The sequence below is a fragment of the Desulfocicer niacini genome (assembly GCF_054657595.1).
The window spans coordinates 41,445-60,417 of the sequence record NZ_BAAHYK010000010.1 but is presented as its reverse complement, the minus strand read 5'-3'; the positions used below and the strand labels follow the sequence as shown (position 1 = coordinate 60,417).

Genomic DNA, 18,973 nt, shown 5'->3' with positions numbered 1-18,973 from the left:
TCCGGCATGGAGGTAAACCATAAAAAATGATGTGCCCGCTGTTCCTGCAAGCTCTGATGCATGTTTTACGGGGCCTTAAGCTGTCCATGGAAAAATATTGATGTTTGGGGGAAGTATGATTATACTTAGTCCTGATACCCCGGATTTGTCATAAAGAAAGACCGGTGTGATAACCTATTTATGTGGAGCATGAAATTTAAATGTCGGAAAAAGGCTGGTCATCGTTTGTCAGGGATTATAAAGTTGTTTTGTTAATTGTTATCATTGGTTTTTTCCTCATTGAACTGGAAATTCTGGTGATGGCGTCCATGAAATCAGGCAGACAATCTTGGCTGAAGGTCATGGGAGATGATGGACAGATCATATATGAGGTTAAAGGTTCTACACTGACCAACTTTAATAAATATTACTTTGAAAACACCTTCGGTTCCCTGGATCAATACCAGGTGAAACTCTATACAAAGGATATTCCTTTTCCTTTTCGGGCATGGTTGTCTGCATCGGTGGGAATTCCGGTGGGCCTGATTCTTCTGCTGGCCTTTGTGCTTAAGGCGGCCAAGGCCTTGGTGCAGGATCAGGTGGATGAAGAAAACCCGGAAGAAGATAAAACCCCCAAGGGGCGGGGGGAGCATTTGCTGTTTCGCATGGGCAAGCTAAATATCTTCATCATCGGATTCTTATTGATCAGTGCAGTGCTGCTTTACTGGATTGTGCCCAACATGCTCACCTTTTTGGCCAAGGCGGGCATTGAAACCTTTGAGCATTACAAATATTTTTTCATGACCGTGCTGGGGGCCCTGTTTTTGTTGTTTGCCTGGTTCATGCACATGAAATATCAACTGGCCCGTAAAAGCATGGATGCCCAGACCGAGATTCGTAAATTTGAGCTCCAGCTGGAACATGAAAGACACTTAAGTGGTGTGCCCGCCTTGGGCTATGATGGCGGTGAAAAGCCCCAGTTGATCGGATATGAAGATGGTGTTGTGGAAGAAGATACCACAGGAAATGAGACATGAAGATTATCACCACCCACAAAGGAACCGATTTTGATGCACTGGCCTCCCTGGTGGCGGGAACCCTTATTTATCCAGGTGCCAGGGCTGTTTTACCCAACGTGATAAATCCCAATCTCAAGGGATTTCTTTCCATCCACAAGGATGTTTTTGGTTGTTGTTCCCCTGGGGAGATAACCATGGATGATGTGACATCCCTTGTGGTGGTGGACACAAATTGCTGGCGTAGACTGGAGGGCATGGATGCCCTGAAAAAACGACGGGATATTCACATCACCATCTGGGATCACCACATTGATGGCGACATCAAGGCCCATGAGCGCCACCAGGAAAGCTGCGGGGCCAACATTACTCTGATGGTCAGGGAGCTAAAGGCCCAGAGAAAACTTTTAACCCCCATCCAGGCCACCCTGTTTCTCATGGGGCTTTATGAGGATACCGGTAATCTGACCTTTGCCTCCACCACAGCCGAAGATGCACTTGCCGCGGCATATCTCCTGGAAAGAAAGGCGGATCTTCAGATTTTATCCACATTCCTGCGCCAGGCCTATGGCAAGCAGCAGAAGGAAATTTTGTTCCAAATGATTCAGCAGGCGGCCCGCACGGAATTATCCGGGTATAACGTCAGCATTGTGTCCATGGATATCACCGGGCATATACAGAATCTGTCCATGGTGGTCCAGATGTACCGGGAAATTGTCAATGTGGATGCAGCCTTTGGCATTTTTAATGATGTGGAGCGAGATCGTTGCATGGTCATCGGCAGAAGCAACATAGAAGGGATCAATATTGGCGTTATCATGAGAAGCATGGGGGGGGGGGGACATCCGGGTGCAGGCTCTGCCCTGCTGAAAAAAACCAACCCTGATGTTATAAAAGAGATGGTTGTGGAGATGGTGAAAGGCAACCAACATTCATCGGTGATGCTGTCCGACATCATGTCCTATCCAGTCACCACGGTTCATGAAGATACCAGTGTGGATGATGTGGCCATGATCTTGCGGGAAAAGGGCTGTACGGGCATGCCCGTGGTGGATGATGACAACCACATGGTGGGAATTATTTCCCGACGGGATTTTAAAAAAATTCGCAAGGATAGTCACATGCGATCCCCTATTAAGGCATTCATGAGTCGGGATGTCGTGTCCATCTCACCCCAGAGTAGTGCCATTGATGCGGCACGTCTTATGATCAAGCATGACATCGGACGGATTCCCGTCCTACATGACGGTGAAATCATCGGTATTGTCACCCGGTCTGACACCATGCTTTACTTCTATGATATTCTGCCGGATTGATCAGGTCTTTATTTTCTTATCGGCCCATACTGCCAGTTGTTCCCTGAAAATTTTGGAATTGTGGCGGATATCCACGGGAAAGCCCGGATGGATTAATATATGCTCAATGGCCTCGGCCAGGGGATGTTTGTCGGCCAGGGTATGAAGTTCATCCACAAGCATAGCGGTATTGGTTACACCGGTTTCCACTTCAATGCACATCACCGCCGTTTGCATGTCCCGGGGACCCACCCCTGTAAGGGCGCTTCTGAATACCTGGGGATGATTGTTGAACACCGCCTCAACGGGGATGGTGAAAAGCGGCCCCTTGCCGGTGATCACACGGTGGCTTTTTCTTCCGCAGAACCAGAATCGTCCCTTGGTGTCCCGCCAGGCCAGATCACCCATGCGGTGCCATATGCCGCCGTCACCGTCTTCAATCTTGGCCAAAAGTTCGGCTCTGGGGTTATTAAAATACCCGGATGTGACCAGGGGTGCTTTTACCACAATTTCTCCAACCTCACTGGGCTGTGCTTTCAGATCCTCATTCCATTGTGCAATGGGATCATCGGTGATGGTGATGATTTCAACGGGGGTGTCACCAATGGGGTACCCCACGCACATGCCAAACCCCTGTTCGCTTAATTTGCGGGTTTCTGTCAGAATTTCATGGCTGCCAATGGAGATGATGGGCACTGCCTCGGTGGCACCATAGGGGGTGTGAATCTCAGTGTCCTCATTGAGCATGGTGGAGAATTGTTCAATGTTTGCCGGGGTCACCGGAGCGCCTGCGGACACCACTCGCTTAAGGGATGGCAGCTGTATTCCCATTTCTTTACCGTATTTCCCCACCCGGTTGAGCAGGGCAGGGGAGGCGAACATGTTGGTGACCCCCTGGTTTTCAATGGCTTCAATGATGCGTTCAGGGTTCACCAGGGCAGGCTTTGTGGGGTCCATGTCGGGAATGACGGCGGTCATGCCAAGGGCCGGGTCAAACAGGGCAAATAGTGGAAATGTGGGCAGATCAATTTCATCTGCTCCAATTTTGAAATGATCCCTGATCTGCCGCAGCTGGGCATCAAAATTACCATGGGTGTACACCACCCCTTTGGCAGGTCCAGTACTGCCCGTGGTAAAGAGGATGGCCGCGGTTTCATGGGCCGCGGTTTCTGCCGCTGGAAACGGGGCCTGTGTTTCCCGGGCCAGCAGCTGATCAAGGCTCAGGCCTCTCCAGAATCTTCGTTTTCCCACGGTGACCCAGGTTTTGACGGTTTTGAATCGCCAGGGGTTGAATATTCTTAAATAATGGGCCTTTTCAATGCCGATGAAGGCGTCGGGCTTTCCCTGTTCAAAGCATGACAGCATGCGTTTTATCCCCATTCCCGGGTCCACCACCACTGGAACAGCCCCCACCTTGAAAAGGGCAAAGGTAATGGTGAAAAAATCTATGCCAGGGGGGACCATCAGGATGGTTCTGCTACCCCGGGTGATGCCGTTTTCTTCAAAGGCATAGGCCAACTGATCCGTGGCCCTGTCCAGCTGAAGGAAGGTCATGTGGCTGTATGGTATCCGTTTTTTTTTATCCCTGGAATGGGGGACCACCACGGCTCTTTTATAGGGAAATGTCTGTGCACTTTTTTTCAACCAGTAGGAAATATTCACAATATCGTTCATAAAACACCTGTTTCCGCTTTTTAAAACTTGATGACTATTTTTTTGTCCTGAAAATGCCCGGGAGGGGGCAGACCATGAATTTTGAGTGTTTTGTTTGTTTTTCTAATTACACACCGCCTGTGAAAAAAACGGATTTTAGAATGTTATGTTACGTACCTGTACCAGGTATTTCAGATTTCATCTGATTTGTCAGTATTTTTTTTATACGATGTCGGAAAATTTAATTTCCAGGATGCTCCTGATACGCATTGACCCGCCAACTGTGGCGGGTGCCCCATGCTGTGACCAAGCCTGACACCTCCCCACTATATGTCAATATAAAAAATTTGATCATCTAAGGATGACCCTTGAACTGAAAATTGGTTGATAATTTCCGTACAGGCGTTATTGTAAATGAAAATGATGAATAACTCAACGTTTCGGCCTGTAAATTCGGAACATGATCACAACACATGTCAATCATGTCATAATAAAACTGGACTTGCTCACAACTTAGGCAACCCTGGTGTGGATCAGGATTGGGTTATTGACCCCTCTTCGCAAGCCTGATCCCGCTGTCCCACCAGATTATGACGTCTGGCCGATGTTATGAGCAAATCCTAAAAAACTGATCATTGAGTGAATAATGTTCAGAAAACTGGGAACTTTAAACCATAAGGTGAAACCTCTGCATACGCGTAAATCCATGGAATGGACCCTTCCAGATATTATGGATCTTGAATATTTTCTGGAACAGGATCAGAACACACAGGAACAGGATGCCCTCAGAAAAAGAGATCGAACATTTTATTTAGACCAGATTCTGCCGCAACTGGAGGCCTCGGATGGCCCAGGTAAATCGGATGGAAGAACGTTAACCCCGGGTAAACAAGTGCTTCTTAAATGGCTTGAATTGCGGCGTTCCCAGGCAGAGGCTGGCCATAAAGAACAGAAGCTTCTTCCCGGTTCCATTTATAGGGAGACATCTCCTCTTATCCTCTGGCTTTTTTTCCTGGGGGGCGTATTTCTGGGTATCACGGTGGTGGCATCTTTTTTTTCCTACGCCGGTTCCCGTCCCCTAAATATTTCCTATTATCTTTCCCTGACATTGCTGGGTCAGCTGATACTGCTTTTTTTATCCATGGCAGGGTTTTTAATGGCTGGAACCAATGGCTCCTCTTCCAGAATGCCTATACTGCAGAACCTGTTCGGCGTGTTTGCCCACACCCTTGTGGGAAAAATCAAAGAAAAATCCTTAACACATATTCACCGGGGGCACCAGGATGCCATGATTTCGGCACTGGGTCTTGTCAGGGCAAAGCACCGGATTTATGGCTCTCTTTTTCTATGGCCTCTGTTTATCCTGGGGCAGGTGTTTGCCCTTGGTTTTAATACTGGCGTACTTGTCACCACCCTTACCCGAGTGGTGTTTTCGGATACAGCCTTTGGGTGGCAGTCCACCCTCAAGGTGGGGCCGGAACTTGTCCATGGGCTGGTTTCTGTGGTGGCTTTGCCCTGGTCCTGGATGTTTCCCGCGGGTGTTGGAGTGCCCACCATGGAACAGATCTCTGGCAGCCGCATGATCTTAAAGGATGGCATCTATCATCTGACAACTGCAGATCTTATTTCCTGGTGGCCTTTTCTGTGCCTTTGTGTGTTCTTTTATGGCTTTCTCCCCCGCCTTGTCCTGGTGGGTGTGGGGCAGTGGATGAAAAAACAAAGCATTGCGGCCCTTAGTTTTGACCATGCATCCTGCCAGCGCCTTCTATCTCGAATGACTACGCCCTTTTTTTCCATTGATGCATCCATTGCGCCTTCACGGGTTTTTGCACCAGCCAGGGAAACTTCCACCCATAAAAAGAGGGGGGCTGAAGCGGCCCATAAGGGCACTGTTCCCTGTGGGCGAGATAAGAATCCTTCCCATGGGTTGGATTCCATTTTACCATTGAATCAATCTCCCCTGCCCAAAGAAAAAGAAAAACAGGGGGCTCCCGCTACAGGATTAGAACCAAAAATAAAACGGAAACCGAAATCGCCAAAAAAACAGACCCCAGACCCTATTCCAGACGAGGGAGTTCGCCATCCCCCTTCCGCTTCTTCTGCCCCCCCCTCGGGTTCATTTTCCCATAGACTGCATCAGACCCGTGGCGCTCTGGTTCTGATTTCAGAGGATTTGGCCGATACCCTGGATCTGGATGAGCTGGCCCGGCAGGTGTTTCTGCATTGTGGAACATCCCTGGTGAAGCATCTGATCGTGGGTGAGGATGCCGATGCAGAATTGAAAATGATACGGGCCATCTGTCATGCCCCCCGTGACATGACGGAGCGGAACGCCCCCATGCCTGGCAAAGAAACCGCACATGCTTTGTCCTCTGAAGGGGCTCTTGACCATCGCCAAGAAGAAAATCCCGGCGTGCTTTCATCCGTTGTATGGGTCCTGGAAGCCTGGCAGCCCCCCATAAAAGAGACCCTGTTTTTTTTAAAATCCCTTCGCAGAGATCTCGGTGATGGCATGGATCTTGTGGTGGCCCTGGTGGGAAAACCAACGGTACACACCGTGTTTACCCTCCCCGGTGCCATGGATCTGTCCGTGTGGCATAAAAAAATTGATGCCCTGGGAGATCCCTGGCTGCGCATTGAAACCCTGGAGGTATTATCATGATGAATCAAGGGGTACCGGAATTTGCCATCATCGGTCATCCCAATGAGGGGAAATCCTCTGTGGTGTCCACCTTAAGTGAGGACGACACGGTGCGTATAGGTCCCTATCCCGGTGAAACCACTGTGTGCCAGACCTTTCCGGTGGTGGTTGATGGAAAGGAGATTATCCGGTTTGTGGATACCCCGGGATTTCAGAATCCCCGGCAGACCCTGGCATGGATGCAACGGTATAAGGGACCGGGCCATGGCATTGTGGATGCCTTTATTGAGGCCCATAAAGATGACCTTGATTTCATGGATGAATGCGAGCTGTTAAGTCCCATTGCAAGGGGGGCCGGTATTATTTATGTGGTGGATGGTTCTCGGCCGTTGCGCAAGGTGGACCGCATGGAAATGGAGATCCTCCGCTTGACGGCTCGTCCCCGCATGGCCATCATCAACGCCAAGGATAGCGATACCCAGTATCTTGATGTTTGGAAAACCGAGTTCCGACGGCAATTTAATGCCATTCGACAGTTCAATGCCCACCATGCCACCTATGCCGAGCGCCTGGAGCTTCTGGAGAGCCTGAAGCGGGTGGATCAGGACTGGCAGCCTGCTCTTAATTTTGTAATTGAGGTGTTTAAAAAAGAGTGGAACCAGCGGGTATCCCAGACGGCGGACATTATCTTGCAGATGCTTGAAGAGATGCTCACCTTCACTCTGACGGCCAGTATAAAACCCGGCGGCAATGCCGAAGAAACCTCCATGAAACTTTCACAGACCCATCGGCAGAAGAGCGAGGCCATGGAGAAAAAAGCCCATGCTCGCATCCGTAAATGTTTTAAGCACAATATTTTCAATCTCACCCTTCCCCCGGACAGCATTATCCATGAGAATTTGTTCAGCCGAAAAACCTGGCAGTTTCTGGGTTTGAAACCAGGGGAGGTGGTCCTGGCCGCCGGGGTGGCAGGCGGTGCGGCCGGTGCGGCCCTGGATGTGGCGGCCGCCGGTCTTACCTTTGGCATTTTTTCCACCATCGGGGGGATTCTCGGGGCGGGATCCGCTGCTCTTAGTGGACGACGCATGGCAGATATCTCATTTAAGGGGGTACGACTGGGAAGGGATCAGGTCCAGGTAGGCCCCCCGGGAACTCTGCCGTTTCTCCATGTATTGCTGGATCGGGCCTTGATTTATTATGGCAGTGTGATTAACTGGGCCCACGGGCGCAGGGATATGGATACCTGGGACGGTGTGGAAATGGCAAGTCGACTGAAAAAAGGCCATACCGCCCGCTGGAATTCCCACGATAAAAAAATATGCCGGGTGTATTTAGAGGCCATGATGGACAAAAAATCCAAAAAACGGGAAATTGCTGTCAGGGCGTTTCGAAGTCTTCTGGAAACAAAACTGCACCAGATGGCGGCCGGTGATACCCAATAAACGCTGTTAACCCCAAAAGAGGTAAATGTGAAACAATTCCAGTTGCTGAAACCCTATCTCATGGAACGTCGCTTCCATATCATTGCTGGCCTGATTTCTCTTTTGATTGTTGATCTGCTTCAGCTTTTTATTCCCCGGATTATTAAATGGGCCATTGATGACATTACATTGCACACCGTTGCCCGGGGGGGATTGTTTAAGTACGGTCTGTACATTGCCGGGTCCGCCCTTGCCATTGGTGTGTTCCGGTTCAGTTGGCGGTATCTGATCATGGGAACGTCCCGGCGCATGGAAGAGGGGATAAGGGGGCAGTTGTTTGATCATATACAGACTCTGCCCGCCCGGTTCTTTGACACCACCACCTCCGGGGATATCATGGCCCATGCTACCAATGACATGGCCAATATTCGTATGGCGCTGGGCATGGGAATTGTGGGATTGACCGACACCATTGTACTTGGATGTGCCGCCATTTTTTTTATGGCATACATTAACCTTGAGCTCACCCTTCTGGCCCTTGTGCCCATGCCTTTTATTGCACTTTTTACCAAAATATTGAGCAAAAAACTCTTTCTGGCCTACCGGGAGGTCCAGGAATCCTTTTCGAATCTCATGGAATCCACCCGGGAACGGTTTGCAGGCATACGCATTATCAAGGCCTTTAACCGGGAGGCCACAGAGGTGGCAGGTATAACAGAGGAATCCCAGGCCTACATCACAAGCAACATGAAGCTTGTGAAACTCAGGGGGATTATCTTTCCCCTGGTAATTTTTCTGACCAATGTCAGCCTTGCCATCATCCTTGGGGCTGGCGGACGAAGGGTAATTCTTGCCGATATTTCCACCGGTGATTTTGTGGCCTTTATCAGTTATTTAAACCTTTTGACCTGGCCGGTGATGGCTGTGGGTTGGGTGGCCAACCTGATCCAGCGGGGCAAGGCATCCATTGACCGTGTGAATGTCATTTTAGATGTTCCCGGGGAAACGGTAAAGGAAGGAGAGGTGTTTAATCCCTCACATATCCATGGTGAAATCATGCTGAACAGGGTTTCTTTTTCCTTTGATAAAAAGGTGCTGGACCAGGTAAGTTTCAATGTAAAACCGGGCATGGTGCTTGGCATTGCCGGCCCTCCGGGAAGTGGAAAAACCACTTTGGCAACCCTTATCCCCAGGGTTTATGATCCCCATGGCGGCAAAATTTTAATTGATGGCATGGACATCGGCCAGATATCCCTTAAAATTTTGCGGCAATCCATATCCTTCATGCCCCAGGAACCCTTTCTATTTTCCGGCACCATCAAGGCTAACCTTCTGTTCGGAGACCCCCATGCCGGTGATGAAAAAATAGAAAAGGCCCTTGCCATGGCAGGCCTTACAAAAACCATAGAAGGGTTTCCCATGGGCCTTGACACCCTCATCGGAGAAAAAGGGGTGATGCTTTCCGGTGGGCAGAAACAGCGCATCGCCCTGGCCCGGGCATTTTTAAAGGACGCCCCCATTTTAATTCTGGATGATCCGGTGAGCCAGGTGGACATGGGCACAGCCTCGGATATCATTAAAATCATTGATGACATGTCAGGTAAAAAAACAATTGTGATTATTTCCCATCGGTTTTCCATTTTCAAAAATGCAGATCAGGTGGTGGTGCTGGACCAGGGCCGGGTGGTGGAACAGGGTACCCACCTGCAGCTCATTGATCAAAACGGATATTACGCCCGTTCCTGGCAGATGCAGGAGACCGAAGCGGCCCTTGTAAGGAGTGACTCATGAAATTTGATATAGGTGGACATCCGGAGGAGCGGCTGCAGGAACAAAAGGACATTCGTCTTCTGGGGCGTTTTGTGCCCCTTCTCACCCGGAACAGGTCCATGATCTTTGCGTCTGTCCTGCTCATGGTGCTGCTTTCTCTTCTGGACATTGTGGTGCCTTTTGTGACCCGCTCGGTGGTGGATGATTATATTCTGCCTTCCATGGCACAGACAGATAAATCCCGGTATCTCATGGGGGCCTTCTGGGGTGGGATTATTCTGTTCGGGGTGGCCCTGGCCAGGTTTGTGTTCAGCTTTGTGCAGATCATGGTGATGGAGCTTGCCGGACAGCGCATGATGCACGATCTGCGCGTCAAGGTCTTTTCCCACATCCAGGCCCTCCCTGTTTCATTTTTCACCAAAAACACCGTGGGAAAACTTGCCACCCGGGTGACCAACGATATCCAGAACATGCAGGAGATGTTCACCACGGTTATCACCTTTGTGATGAAGGACCTTTTCACGCTCACAGGCATTGTCATCATTGTGGTGGCCATGGATGTAAAACTGTCCCTGGCACTTTTTTTTATTTTGCCCCTTGTGGTGCTCACCACCTGGTTTTTTTCCCAACAATCCCGGGAGGTCTTTAGACGTCTCCGGGTAAATGTCGCTGAAATCAATGCCCTTTTTTCAGAATCCACCGGTGGTATAAGGGTGATTCAACTGTTTTCCCGGCAGAAACATATGATGGAACAATTCCGGGAGGTCAACCATGAAAATTTCCTTGCCGGTGTCAACCAAGTGAAGATATTCGGGCTGTTCATGCCCGTGATTGACATGTTGAGTTCCCTTGCCCTTGCCATTGTGATTTTTTATGGCGGAGGACGAGCTGTGTCCGATGCCCTGACCCTCGGAACCCTGGTTGCCTTTATTTCCTACACCAAGATGTTTTTCCGGCCGGTGCGGGATCTTTCGGAAAAACACAATATTCTGCAGAATGCCCTCTCCTCCGGGGAGCGTATTACCCAGATTCTGGATAAACAGGTGGATCACATCGGGGGAAGCCTTTCCCTTGACAGACTTGAATCCCTTCGGTTCCAGGATGTGGGATTTGCCTATACTCCGGGTGAAGAAATTTTGAAAAATGTGTCCTTTGAAATAAAGGCTGGCCAGTCCCTGGCCATCCTTGGGCCCACGGGCTCCGGGAAAACCTCCCTGATTAATCTCATTGTAAAATTTTATCCCAGGAGCCGCGGGCATATTAAAATCAACGGTAAAGACATAGATGACTATGCCACCCCGGCCCTGCGGGAAAAAATCGCCCTGGTTACCCAGGACCCCTATCTTTTTTCCGGCACCATTCGGGACAACATTGTTCCCCCCGGCACAGTCATGGACCCGGAGGCACTAGATGCCATTCTGGAAAGATCCCATGTGAGCACCATTGTCAATCAGATGCCACGGGGGCTTGATACCCATATTTCCCAGGGAGGAGCATCCATTTCCAGTGGTGAACGTCAGTTAATTTCCATTGCCCGGGCCTTTGCCCGCCAGCCGGACCTGATCATCTTTGATGAGGCCACCTCCTATGTGGACACAGAATCCGAAGAAAAGATCCGGATTGCCACGGAAAAGTTAAAGGAAAACCGTACCTCAATAACCATTGCCCATAGATTGAGATCTGCCATGACCGCCGATAGCATCATGGTATTAAAAGCCGGGCAGATCATCGAATATGGAGACCATGCAGCACTCATGGATAAAAAAGGATTCTATTATCATTTCCAAACCCTTGACAGGGATTGACAGGTTATGATCCTTTCCCAGTGACAGTGGGGTTCAAACAAGCCCAAAAAATGCCTTAATTTTATTGAAATACCCCGGCATTTGACATATATACCCCATGGTAGAATAAATTGGGGTTAAAGCACCGGATTGCCCATAACAGAGCCCCGGCGGCCTTATATTGTTTTTTTTTGTAAAGAATGCAAAATCTCAGCATCTTTCTGGATACTGAGTCAACGATGTATGTATGAATACACGGGGAGTATACTTTGAATATAACAGGAATTATTTTTCAAACCCTTGGTGGACTGGGGCTTTTTATACTTGGCATGAAGATGATGACCGAAGGACTGCAGGCTGCTGCCGGGCAGAAGATCAGATCCATCCTTGAAGCCATATCCTCCAACCGGTTCCTTGGGTGTCTAACCGGAGCCGGGGTCACGGCCATGGTTCAATCTTCATCAGCCACCACGGTGATGCTCATCGGCTTTGTCAGTGCAGGTATCATGTCCCTGGAAAATGCCGTGGGGGTCGTCATAGGGGCAAATGTGGGTACCACCATCACAGGGCAGATGATTGCCTTTAAGCTGACCAAGGTGGCCCTTCCAGCCATTGCCCTGGGTGTGGGGCTGAAATATTTTTCCAAGCAACGTACCTATCGCCATGTTGGTGACATCATACTGGGGTTTGGTCTGCTGTTTTACGGCATGACCGTCATGAAACAGGGGCTGGCCCCCATTAAAACAGATCCGCAGTTCATCTCTTTTTTCACTACTTTTTCCACGGAGAGCATGGGGGGGATTCTGCTGTGCGTTGCCATGGGGGCATTGCTCACTGTTATGGTGCAGTCTTCTTCGGCCACGGTGGGGCTTACCATGACCCTTGCCACATCTGGACTTCTTACCTTTCCCACTGCCCTTGCCCTGGTCCTTGGGGAAAATATCGGTACCACCATCACAGCCCAGCTTGCCACCATTGGCTCAAAAAATCTCCAGGCCCACCAGACCGCCAATGCCCACACGATTTTTAATGTGGTGGGGGTGGGCATTATTTTGCTTATCTTTCCCATGTTTGCAAGTTCGGTGGAAGTGATGTCCTTGAAAATCGGTGCTGGCCCGGTGGATCTTTTGGTGGATGGCGAGTATATCAATGCCGCCCGGTACATTGCCAACGGGCATACCCTTTTTAATGTCATCAATGCGGTTATTTTTTTGATTTTTCTGCCCCGGCTGGTGCAGTTGACGGTTTTTCTCTCCCCCCGGGGAAGAGCTCCCAAGGAACGGTATCAGCTGCCGGAATTTGATAAGCGTTTCATGGATTCCCCCATTGCCGCCCTTGCAAGGGTAAAATCGGAAATCATTCGCATGGCAGACTTTGCCCACATGAGTCTTAGAAAGACCTCCACCTGTCTAAAAGTCAGGGATGATGATATTCTTGGGGAGCGTGAAGTTATTGAGGAGCATCTGGATTCATTTCAGAAGGTGATCATCAAATATCTCATCACCATCTCCCAGGGTGAAATCAACCAGCCTGAATCCATTGAAATTTCGGAGATGATACGTATCACTAATAACATTGAACGACTGGGCGATTCCATGGAAAACGTCTCCAGAACCCTTGAGAAAATGTATGAAAGCGGATTTAAGTTCAGTGAGGAGGCCATCAAGGATCTGGTGGCCATTTCCGATGAGGTGGATCATTTTCTGGGATTTGTTATCCGTGAAATGAATGAAAAAACAGAGGGTTTTTACCAAAAAGCCCTGGCCCAGGAAGATCTCATTGACCAGATGCGGGAAAAAATGCGGGCCACCCACATCGCTCGACTCCAGGCCAGCAGCTGTTCCGTTGACACCGGTGTTCTGTTTGTGGCCCTGATCTCCTATTACGAGAAAATGGGGGATTACTGCTACAACATCGCCACCGGTACCAATCGGATTTTGTAGCCCCGTTTTGTCCGTGGCCGAAATAAAAGGATAAAAATTCCCGTGATTTCGCTCTTAAGGAAAAAGAAACCCTCTCCTTTTGCAATTTCAAATATCAGGCGATTTATTGCGTTTCGTGTGCTGTTCAACTCAAGATTTTATTATCCGGTATTTACAATTCTATTCCTTGATTTTGGGTTGAGCGTGGCGCAGTTTGCCGTTTTAAATGCGGCCTGGGCCGCCACCATTGTACTTCTGGAGGTGCCCTCGGGGGCACTTGCTGATATCATTGGTCGGAAACGACTCCTGGTATTTGCCACATCCGTGATGGTGGTTGAAATCGGGATCATTGCCTTTGTGCCCCGGATGAATCCAGGGTTGATCTTTTCTGTTTTTCTGGTGAATCGCATTCTCAGCGGGGTTGCTGAAGCTGCCGCAAGCGGTGCAGATGAAGCCATTGCCTATGATTCCCTCAAGGCCCGGAACATGGAATCCCAGTGGGGCAGGGTGCTTGATCATATGATGCGGTACCGGGCCGTGGGATTTATCTTTGCCATGACCATCGGGGGTGCCGTGTATGACCCGAACCTGATGGAAAGTCTCTGCCGCATGGTGGGGGTTGATGTGCATTTGTCCCAGGAAATAACCATGCGGTTTCCCCTTTACCTTACCTTTGTCATGTCCCTTTTTGCCTTGTGGTCGACCCTTGGCATGGAGGAGATTTGTTTTAATGATCCATTAAACGAGGAAGCATCCGATTCCCCGGATAGACAGGGGCGCAATGGAGAAAAAAAACCTTCATCCGGAAATAAAGGGGTGTTGTCTCCGGCTCCGTTAAAGGCAGATGCCTCCGTGCCTGTTCATACCTGGATACAAAATCTTAAAAAAGCCTTTGTTGCCACCTTCATGGCCGGGGGATGGATTCTGAAAAATCCCTTTGTGCTGTCGGTGATGCTGTTTGGCATGGTGTTTGACGGCGTTATCCGCATGACCATCACCTTGTCCAGTCAATATTATCGCCTGGTGGATATCCCGGAATCCCTTTTCGGAATCATTGGATCACTGCTGGCCCTGCTTGGTATGGTGATTCCCCGGGTGGCCCTTGCCATTGCTGAAAACAAAAGCCATCATACGGCCCTGGTGGTTACGACGCTGCTGGCTTTTTTCGGATTGTGGGGCATGAATTTTTTCTGGCCTTATTACGGCCTTGTGCCCGCCGTTCTGACATCCTGCGCCATGTATTTCACCGGTTTTTTTGCAAGCTATTATATCAACCGGGAAACCGATTCCAAACGTCGGGCCACGGTGCTCAGTTTCAAGGGATTGGTGTACAATATTTCCTATGGTATGCTGGGTATCTTGTATGCCCTGGTTTTAAAGTTTGAGCGCACCGGGCTTGAAAAAACAATCCCGGACACCCAACAGCTGGAGATTCAGGTCTTCAAGGATGCCTTTGTTTCTTTTCCATTGCTTTTCATGGCGGGTATTGGGGTGATGGGAATTGCTTCTTATGTGATGTTTAAAAAATTACGGACCTGATCAGGAATCACAGGCCTGGTGAGAAAATGGGCCAGTTTGGGGTGGGATCAGGCTGGGCGTATTCCTATTTTTTCGGTTTGGTTACGATATGGTTTGTTTGTCATAGTTAGACTGACCCATCTGGGATTAAACGTGGAGCCGGGAAAATGGGAATGCCTCCCATCGCTTAATATTTTTTAGGGAGAAAAAAACAACATGCTGGATTTAAGAGATATTAACGAAATAACCCAGGGAAAAGGGACCCTTTTAAATACGCTGGCCAGCTATATAGAGGATAAAAATCTTAATTTCATCGTGGCCGGGGGAGCATTGCTCAATAAACGTTACCAGGTGCTGGGAAGGCAAAAAGTTCAGGATTACCTTAGCGACTATGCCAGGTGTGATTTTTCCAGGATCAGCGTTTTTAATGAAAAACCAGCGGTGCCCTTTATGGCGGTCCATATGGATCAGGCAGATACTGCCACAGGCCGGGTAAGGTATCTCATTGATTTCAATGAGGAGGCCACTCAAGGTACTGCCAGTCCCTTTTACAGCAAAATGCTGGGGGCCTTTGCAACCAATTTTTTTGCGGTGCAGCCCCGGGTACAGCGATTATGGTTTCCCTTTGAAGTTCAGAATCTGGTGGGCAGCAACATGAAAATTGAAAACCAGAATTCGGGCACCTTTATTCTCAAATGAAGAATTGCAGGGCCGGGTCACAACATGGGCCAGTTTGGGGAGTGGGGCGGCTCTGCTTAGGTTGCCTTGAAGGCTATCATATAAACTTGCCACCCATCCGCATTCACTTGAATCGAAGTTTAATGCCGGATGCGGTCTCCGTGATGCTGAACCCAATGGGGTGGAGCAGTTCAAACATCGGACGGCCAAAGTAAAACAACTCCTGCGTAACAGAAAGATGAAATATATCAACGGACTGAATGCGATGGGCGATATCCTTGTTGCAGATCCGTTCAATTTTTTTTATTGTTTTCTTGGAAGATCGAGAAATTGTCTGGGAAATTGCTTTTAAATTATCTAAAGGAAACAGCGCCTCATGCTCAATCAGTCTTTTTTTCAATGGGCTGCCTTCCTTCACAATATCATGTCTTGAAAGAAGGTCCGTGCCGGCAAGTGCAAGAATTTCTTTTGTATCCCAGCATTTAAGAATTCCGCAGGCAATGGGGCGATGCTCATATATGGTGCATCCGTTCTGGCTGACATCATAAAAAGTACATGCCCATGAGCCTTTTGAACCGCTGATTTTTATAAATTCGGCTTTCACCTGTTCAATGGAATTGGTGACCGGATCATGGGCTAGCTCCCCTTTCCGGATGGTGATCAGGTTATCAAGAGTTAAAAATCCTTTTACTATTAATGACAGATCCTTGCCGTGCAATGCCGGACCACCGTTTTCACAGCAGGTACCGCAACGCTTACATTCGTTTTGTTGACTCATGCCCAATTGATATCCTGGTAAATAAAATTGTTGAAAGTTGTCGATCTTGTGATCAAACCGAAAATTTGATTTTCACCATCATATCTTTATTATCAATGTGTGCATAGAATTAAATTTCCCCGCATCTTCTTGCTTGATGTTCAATTTTGGGCGTGCTCACAGCATGGGGCATTTTGGAGAGGGGCAGGCGCGGGGTGTTGGCCAACAAAAATTTGAACATCGGTTTTTAGCAGATTATTCTTTTCCCCAAAAAAATTGGCGATGTCGTCATCAATCCTTATGTGTGAGCAAGCTTGGAAAAGTCGGTTTATTCCTTTCTTTATCACATTATGTGTGAGGTTAAGTTAAATGTATGCACAATAAGTTGTGTGTGATATGGGAAATTGGTCTTTTTGCAAGAGCATCATATTTTGCTTGACAAAATCAGATATGGTGTTCGAAATTTAACGGTTTATACTTTTTGTTGACAAACTTTTTTTCGATCCTATAATGCTTTCGAAAATATAGATCTCTTTTCATAGCATATTGAAAATTTAATATTTTTAAGGCTTAAAATGTGAATATTCGGGTTGGTAATGTAAAAATTTGGGGTTTAACCACAACACCGGCCATTTGAGGAGATGCCAAACGGTCAAAATCAGTCGGTGTTGTGATCAAGCCTAAAATTTGCAATCCATAACCGTGACTGCAAATAACTTTTGTCATAAACATGCAACATTGAGGTAGGAAATATGGCATTGTTTGTAAAATCACAATTAGAATCGAACCCATCATTGAAAGAGGAGCCTGATTCCACTTTCAAAACCGTTACGTACGTAGACAACTCCGGTTTCCCCGGACCTTCCTCTTTTTCAAAAAACAGAGGCTCCGGGTTTTTTTTTAACATAAAAAATAAACTGGCCGTTTTTTTATGTGTGGCCATCGTTATGCTGGCAGCCCGTTTTCATGGACCTTCCATGGCAAGTTTCCTGAAAGGAACTTTCTGGGGAGAAGCGTTCATGGTGGGGTGTCTTATGTTCCTGGTACTTGTATGTGCGGAACTTGTGTGGCGAATCGTTCTGGTACTGATGTACAGGCCCATTCCCTGCGGTACGGATGAGGAACTTCCGGCATGTACCGTGGTGGTACCGGCTTATAATGAGGGAAAACAGGTACTGCTTACCCTTCAAAGCCTTGCGGCCAGTGATTATCCCATGGATAAACTCCGGCTGATTGCTGTGGATGATGGCAGTGTGGATGATACCTGGCAGTGGATTGAAAAGGCAAAGGAAATCCTGGGAGACCGCTTGATCACCATTAAACAGCCTCGCAATATGGGGAAACGCCATGCCCTGTATGCAGGTTTTCAGCAGAGTGTGGGGGAGGTGCTTGTCACCGTGGACAGTGATTCCACCGTTGATGCCGATACCCTGAGAAACCTTTTAACCCCCTTTGTTAAAGATAAGAAAGTGGGTGCCGTGGCGGGGAACGTCAGAGTCTTGAACATGGACCAGGGAATTATTCCCAAAATGCTGGACGTGGTGTTTGTGTACAGTTTTGACTTTGTCCGTGCCAGCCAGAGCATGGTCAAAGCCGTGATGTGTACCCCGGGGGCCTTGTCCGCCTACAGAAGAGGGGTGGTGATGGAAATTCTGCAGGAATGGCTGAACCAGACCTTCTGCGGACAGCCTGCCAATATTGGTGAAGACCGTGCCATGACCAATTTGATTCTTCGGGAGGGACATTATGTGCTTTTCCAGCAGAACGCCAGGGTTTACACGGAGGTGCCCGTTAAGTATGTGAACCTGTGCAAGATGTATCTTCGATGGGCCAGGAGCAATATCCGGGAAACCATTGCCATGACCCGGTTTATTTTTAAACCCTTCCGGGAGGGTTCAAAACTGGGTGCCAGAATCAACCTTATCTCCGGTTGGATGGCCTTGACCAAAGCGCAGATCTTTCTTTTGATCACCTGGGGATTTATCCTGTGGCACCCCATGACCTTTGGCGTGAATACCTTTATTGGTATTCTTATTTCTTCAAGTCTGGCAGCGGGGATCTATGCATGGAAGTTCAACAGTTTTTCTTCACTGTGGGCATTTGTCTATGGGTTCTATTTTTTCACGGCATTGTTCTGGATCAGACCCTATGCCCTGATGACACCCCACAAGGCCGGGTGGCTCACCCGTCAGATAAAATCGGCACCGTCTTCGGTGGCCGCAGATCCTATACCGGTGATGGCTGATCTGATGCCGGCCATGCCGGTTGTGAGGGACAACACCATGTTTTTGCAGAAAGTTAAAACGGCTGCATAATGTAAAGATGCCATAGAAGATTCTGGGCTTGGGGAGACAGTCACATATTGTGACCTTTCTTTTTCAGCTTCTGGTGCGGCAGGTGATTCTGCCATATAGGGTATAAAAATCAAATCTCCCCATGTTTCGTGCATGGGGGGATTATTTTTTCTTGATCATCCCATGTAAATGTATGGGCATTTGGGGAAGTGATCACATCCCGTTGCCGGACTCACTGTCAAGCC

12 protein-coding genes are annotated in these 18,973 nt (G+C 48.5%); 10 read left to right on the top strand and 2 right to left on the bottom strand.

Annotated elements, in window-relative coordinates; all coding sequences use genetic code 11:
* The first annotated feature begins 200 nt into the window (after positions 1 to 200).
* Together ACYQ2M_RS07085 and ACYQ2M_RS07080 are read left to right on the top strand one after the other, a co-directional pair.
* Positions 201 to 1,016, top strand: coding sequence for a hypothetical protein (locus ACYQ2M_RS07085; RefSeq protein ID WP_459915629.1), 816 nt, complete (start codon positions 201 to 203; stop codon positions 1,014 to 1,016).
* Positions 1,013 to 2,311: a CBS domain-containing protein gene (locus ACYQ2M_RS07080; RefSeq protein WP_459915628.1), complete on the top strand. Its 1,299-nt coding sequence runs from the start codon at positions 1,013 to 1,015 to the stop codon at positions 2,309 to 2,311. Before ACYQ2M_RS07085 ends, ACYQ2M_RS07080 begins: the two co-directional genes overlap by 4 nt.
* Here ACYQ2M_RS07080 and ACYQ2M_RS07075 read toward each other — a convergent pair whose 3' ends face one another.
* The gene (locus ACYQ2M_RS07075) at positions 2,312 to 3,964 is read right to left on the bottom strand and encodes a fatty acid CoA ligase family protein (protein WP_459915627.1); all 1,653 of its coding nucleotides are present in this window, start codon (positions 3,962 to 3,964) and stop codon (positions 2,312 to 2,314) included.
* A gap of 625 nt (positions 3,965 to 4,589) precedes the next feature.
* On the opposite strand from ACYQ2M_RS07075, the gene ACYQ2M_RS07070 reads away from it, so the two are divergent.
* From ACYQ2M_RS07070 to ACYQ2M_RS07040, 7 genes are all read left to right on the top strand, one after another.
* The gene (locus tag ACYQ2M_RS07070) at positions 4,590 to 6,605 is read left to right on the top strand and encodes a DUF2868 domain-containing protein (RefSeq protein WP_459915626.1); all 2,016 of its coding nucleotides are present in this window, start codon (positions 4,590 to 4,592) and stop codon (positions 6,603 to 6,605) included.
* Positions 6,602 to 8,026: a GTPase/DUF3482 domain-containing protein gene (locus ACYQ2M_RS07065; protein WP_459915625.1), complete on the top strand. Its 1,425-nt coding sequence runs from the start codon at positions 6,602 to 6,604 to the stop codon at positions 8,024 to 8,026. The genes ACYQ2M_RS07070 and ACYQ2M_RS07065 overlap by 4 nt, the downstream gene beginning before the upstream one ends.
* Positions 8,027 to 8,053: 27 nt before the next feature.
* Positions 8,054 to 9,796 carry an ABC transporter ATP-binding protein gene (locus tag ACYQ2M_RS07060; RefSeq protein ID WP_459915624.1) on the top strand — a complete coding sequence of 581 codons (1,743 nt, stop codon included), beginning with the start codon at positions 8,054 to 8,056 and terminating at the stop codon, positions 9,794 to 9,796.
* Positions 9,793 to 11,580: an ABC transporter ATP-binding protein gene (locus tag ACYQ2M_RS07055; RefSeq protein ID WP_459915623.1), complete on the top strand. Its 1,788-nt coding sequence runs from the start codon at positions 9,793 to 9,795 to the stop codon at positions 11,578 to 11,580. The genes ACYQ2M_RS07060 and ACYQ2M_RS07055 overlap by 4 nt, the downstream gene beginning before the upstream one ends.
* Before the next feature lie 248 nt (positions 11,581 to 11,828).
* Positions 11,829 to 13,502, top strand: a complete 1,674-nt coding sequence (locus tag ACYQ2M_RS07050) for a Na/Pi cotransporter family protein (RefSeq protein ID WP_459915622.1) — start codon at positions 11,829 to 11,831, stop codon at positions 13,500 to 13,502.
* A gap of 42 nt (positions 13,503 to 13,544) precedes the next feature.
* Positions 13,545 to 15,020, top strand: a complete 1,476-nt coding sequence (locus ACYQ2M_RS07045) for an MFS transporter (protein ID WP_459915621.1) — start codon at positions 13,545 to 13,547, stop codon at positions 15,018 to 15,020.
* Positions 15,021 to 15,215: 195 nt separating this feature from the next.
* On the top strand, positions 15,216 to 15,698 hold the full coding sequence (locus ACYQ2M_RS07040; RefSeq protein WP_459915620.1) for a hypothetical protein: 483 nt from the start codon (positions 15,216 to 15,218) through the stop codon (positions 15,696 to 15,698).
* A gap of 103 nt (positions 15,699 to 15,801) precedes the next feature.
* Here the strand turns inward: ACYQ2M_RS07040 and ACYQ2M_RS07035 are convergent, their stop codons facing one another.
* Complete coding sequence (locus ACYQ2M_RS07035; RefSeq protein WP_459915619.1) at positions 15,802 to 16,455, bottom strand: YkgJ family cysteine cluster protein; 654 nt, start codon at positions 16,453 to 16,455, stop codon at positions 15,802 to 15,804.
* Between the two features lie 956 nt (positions 16,456 to 17,411).
* Between ACYQ2M_RS07035 and ACYQ2M_RS07030 the strand changes: the two genes are divergently transcribed.
* The gene (locus ACYQ2M_RS07030) at positions 17,412 to 18,749 is read left to right on the top strand and encodes a glycosyltransferase family 2 protein (RefSeq protein ID WP_459915618.1); all 1,338 of its coding nucleotides are present in this window, start codon (positions 17,412 to 17,414) and stop codon (positions 18,747 to 18,749) included.
* The last annotated feature ends 224 nt before the right edge of the window (positions 18,750 to 18,973 follow it).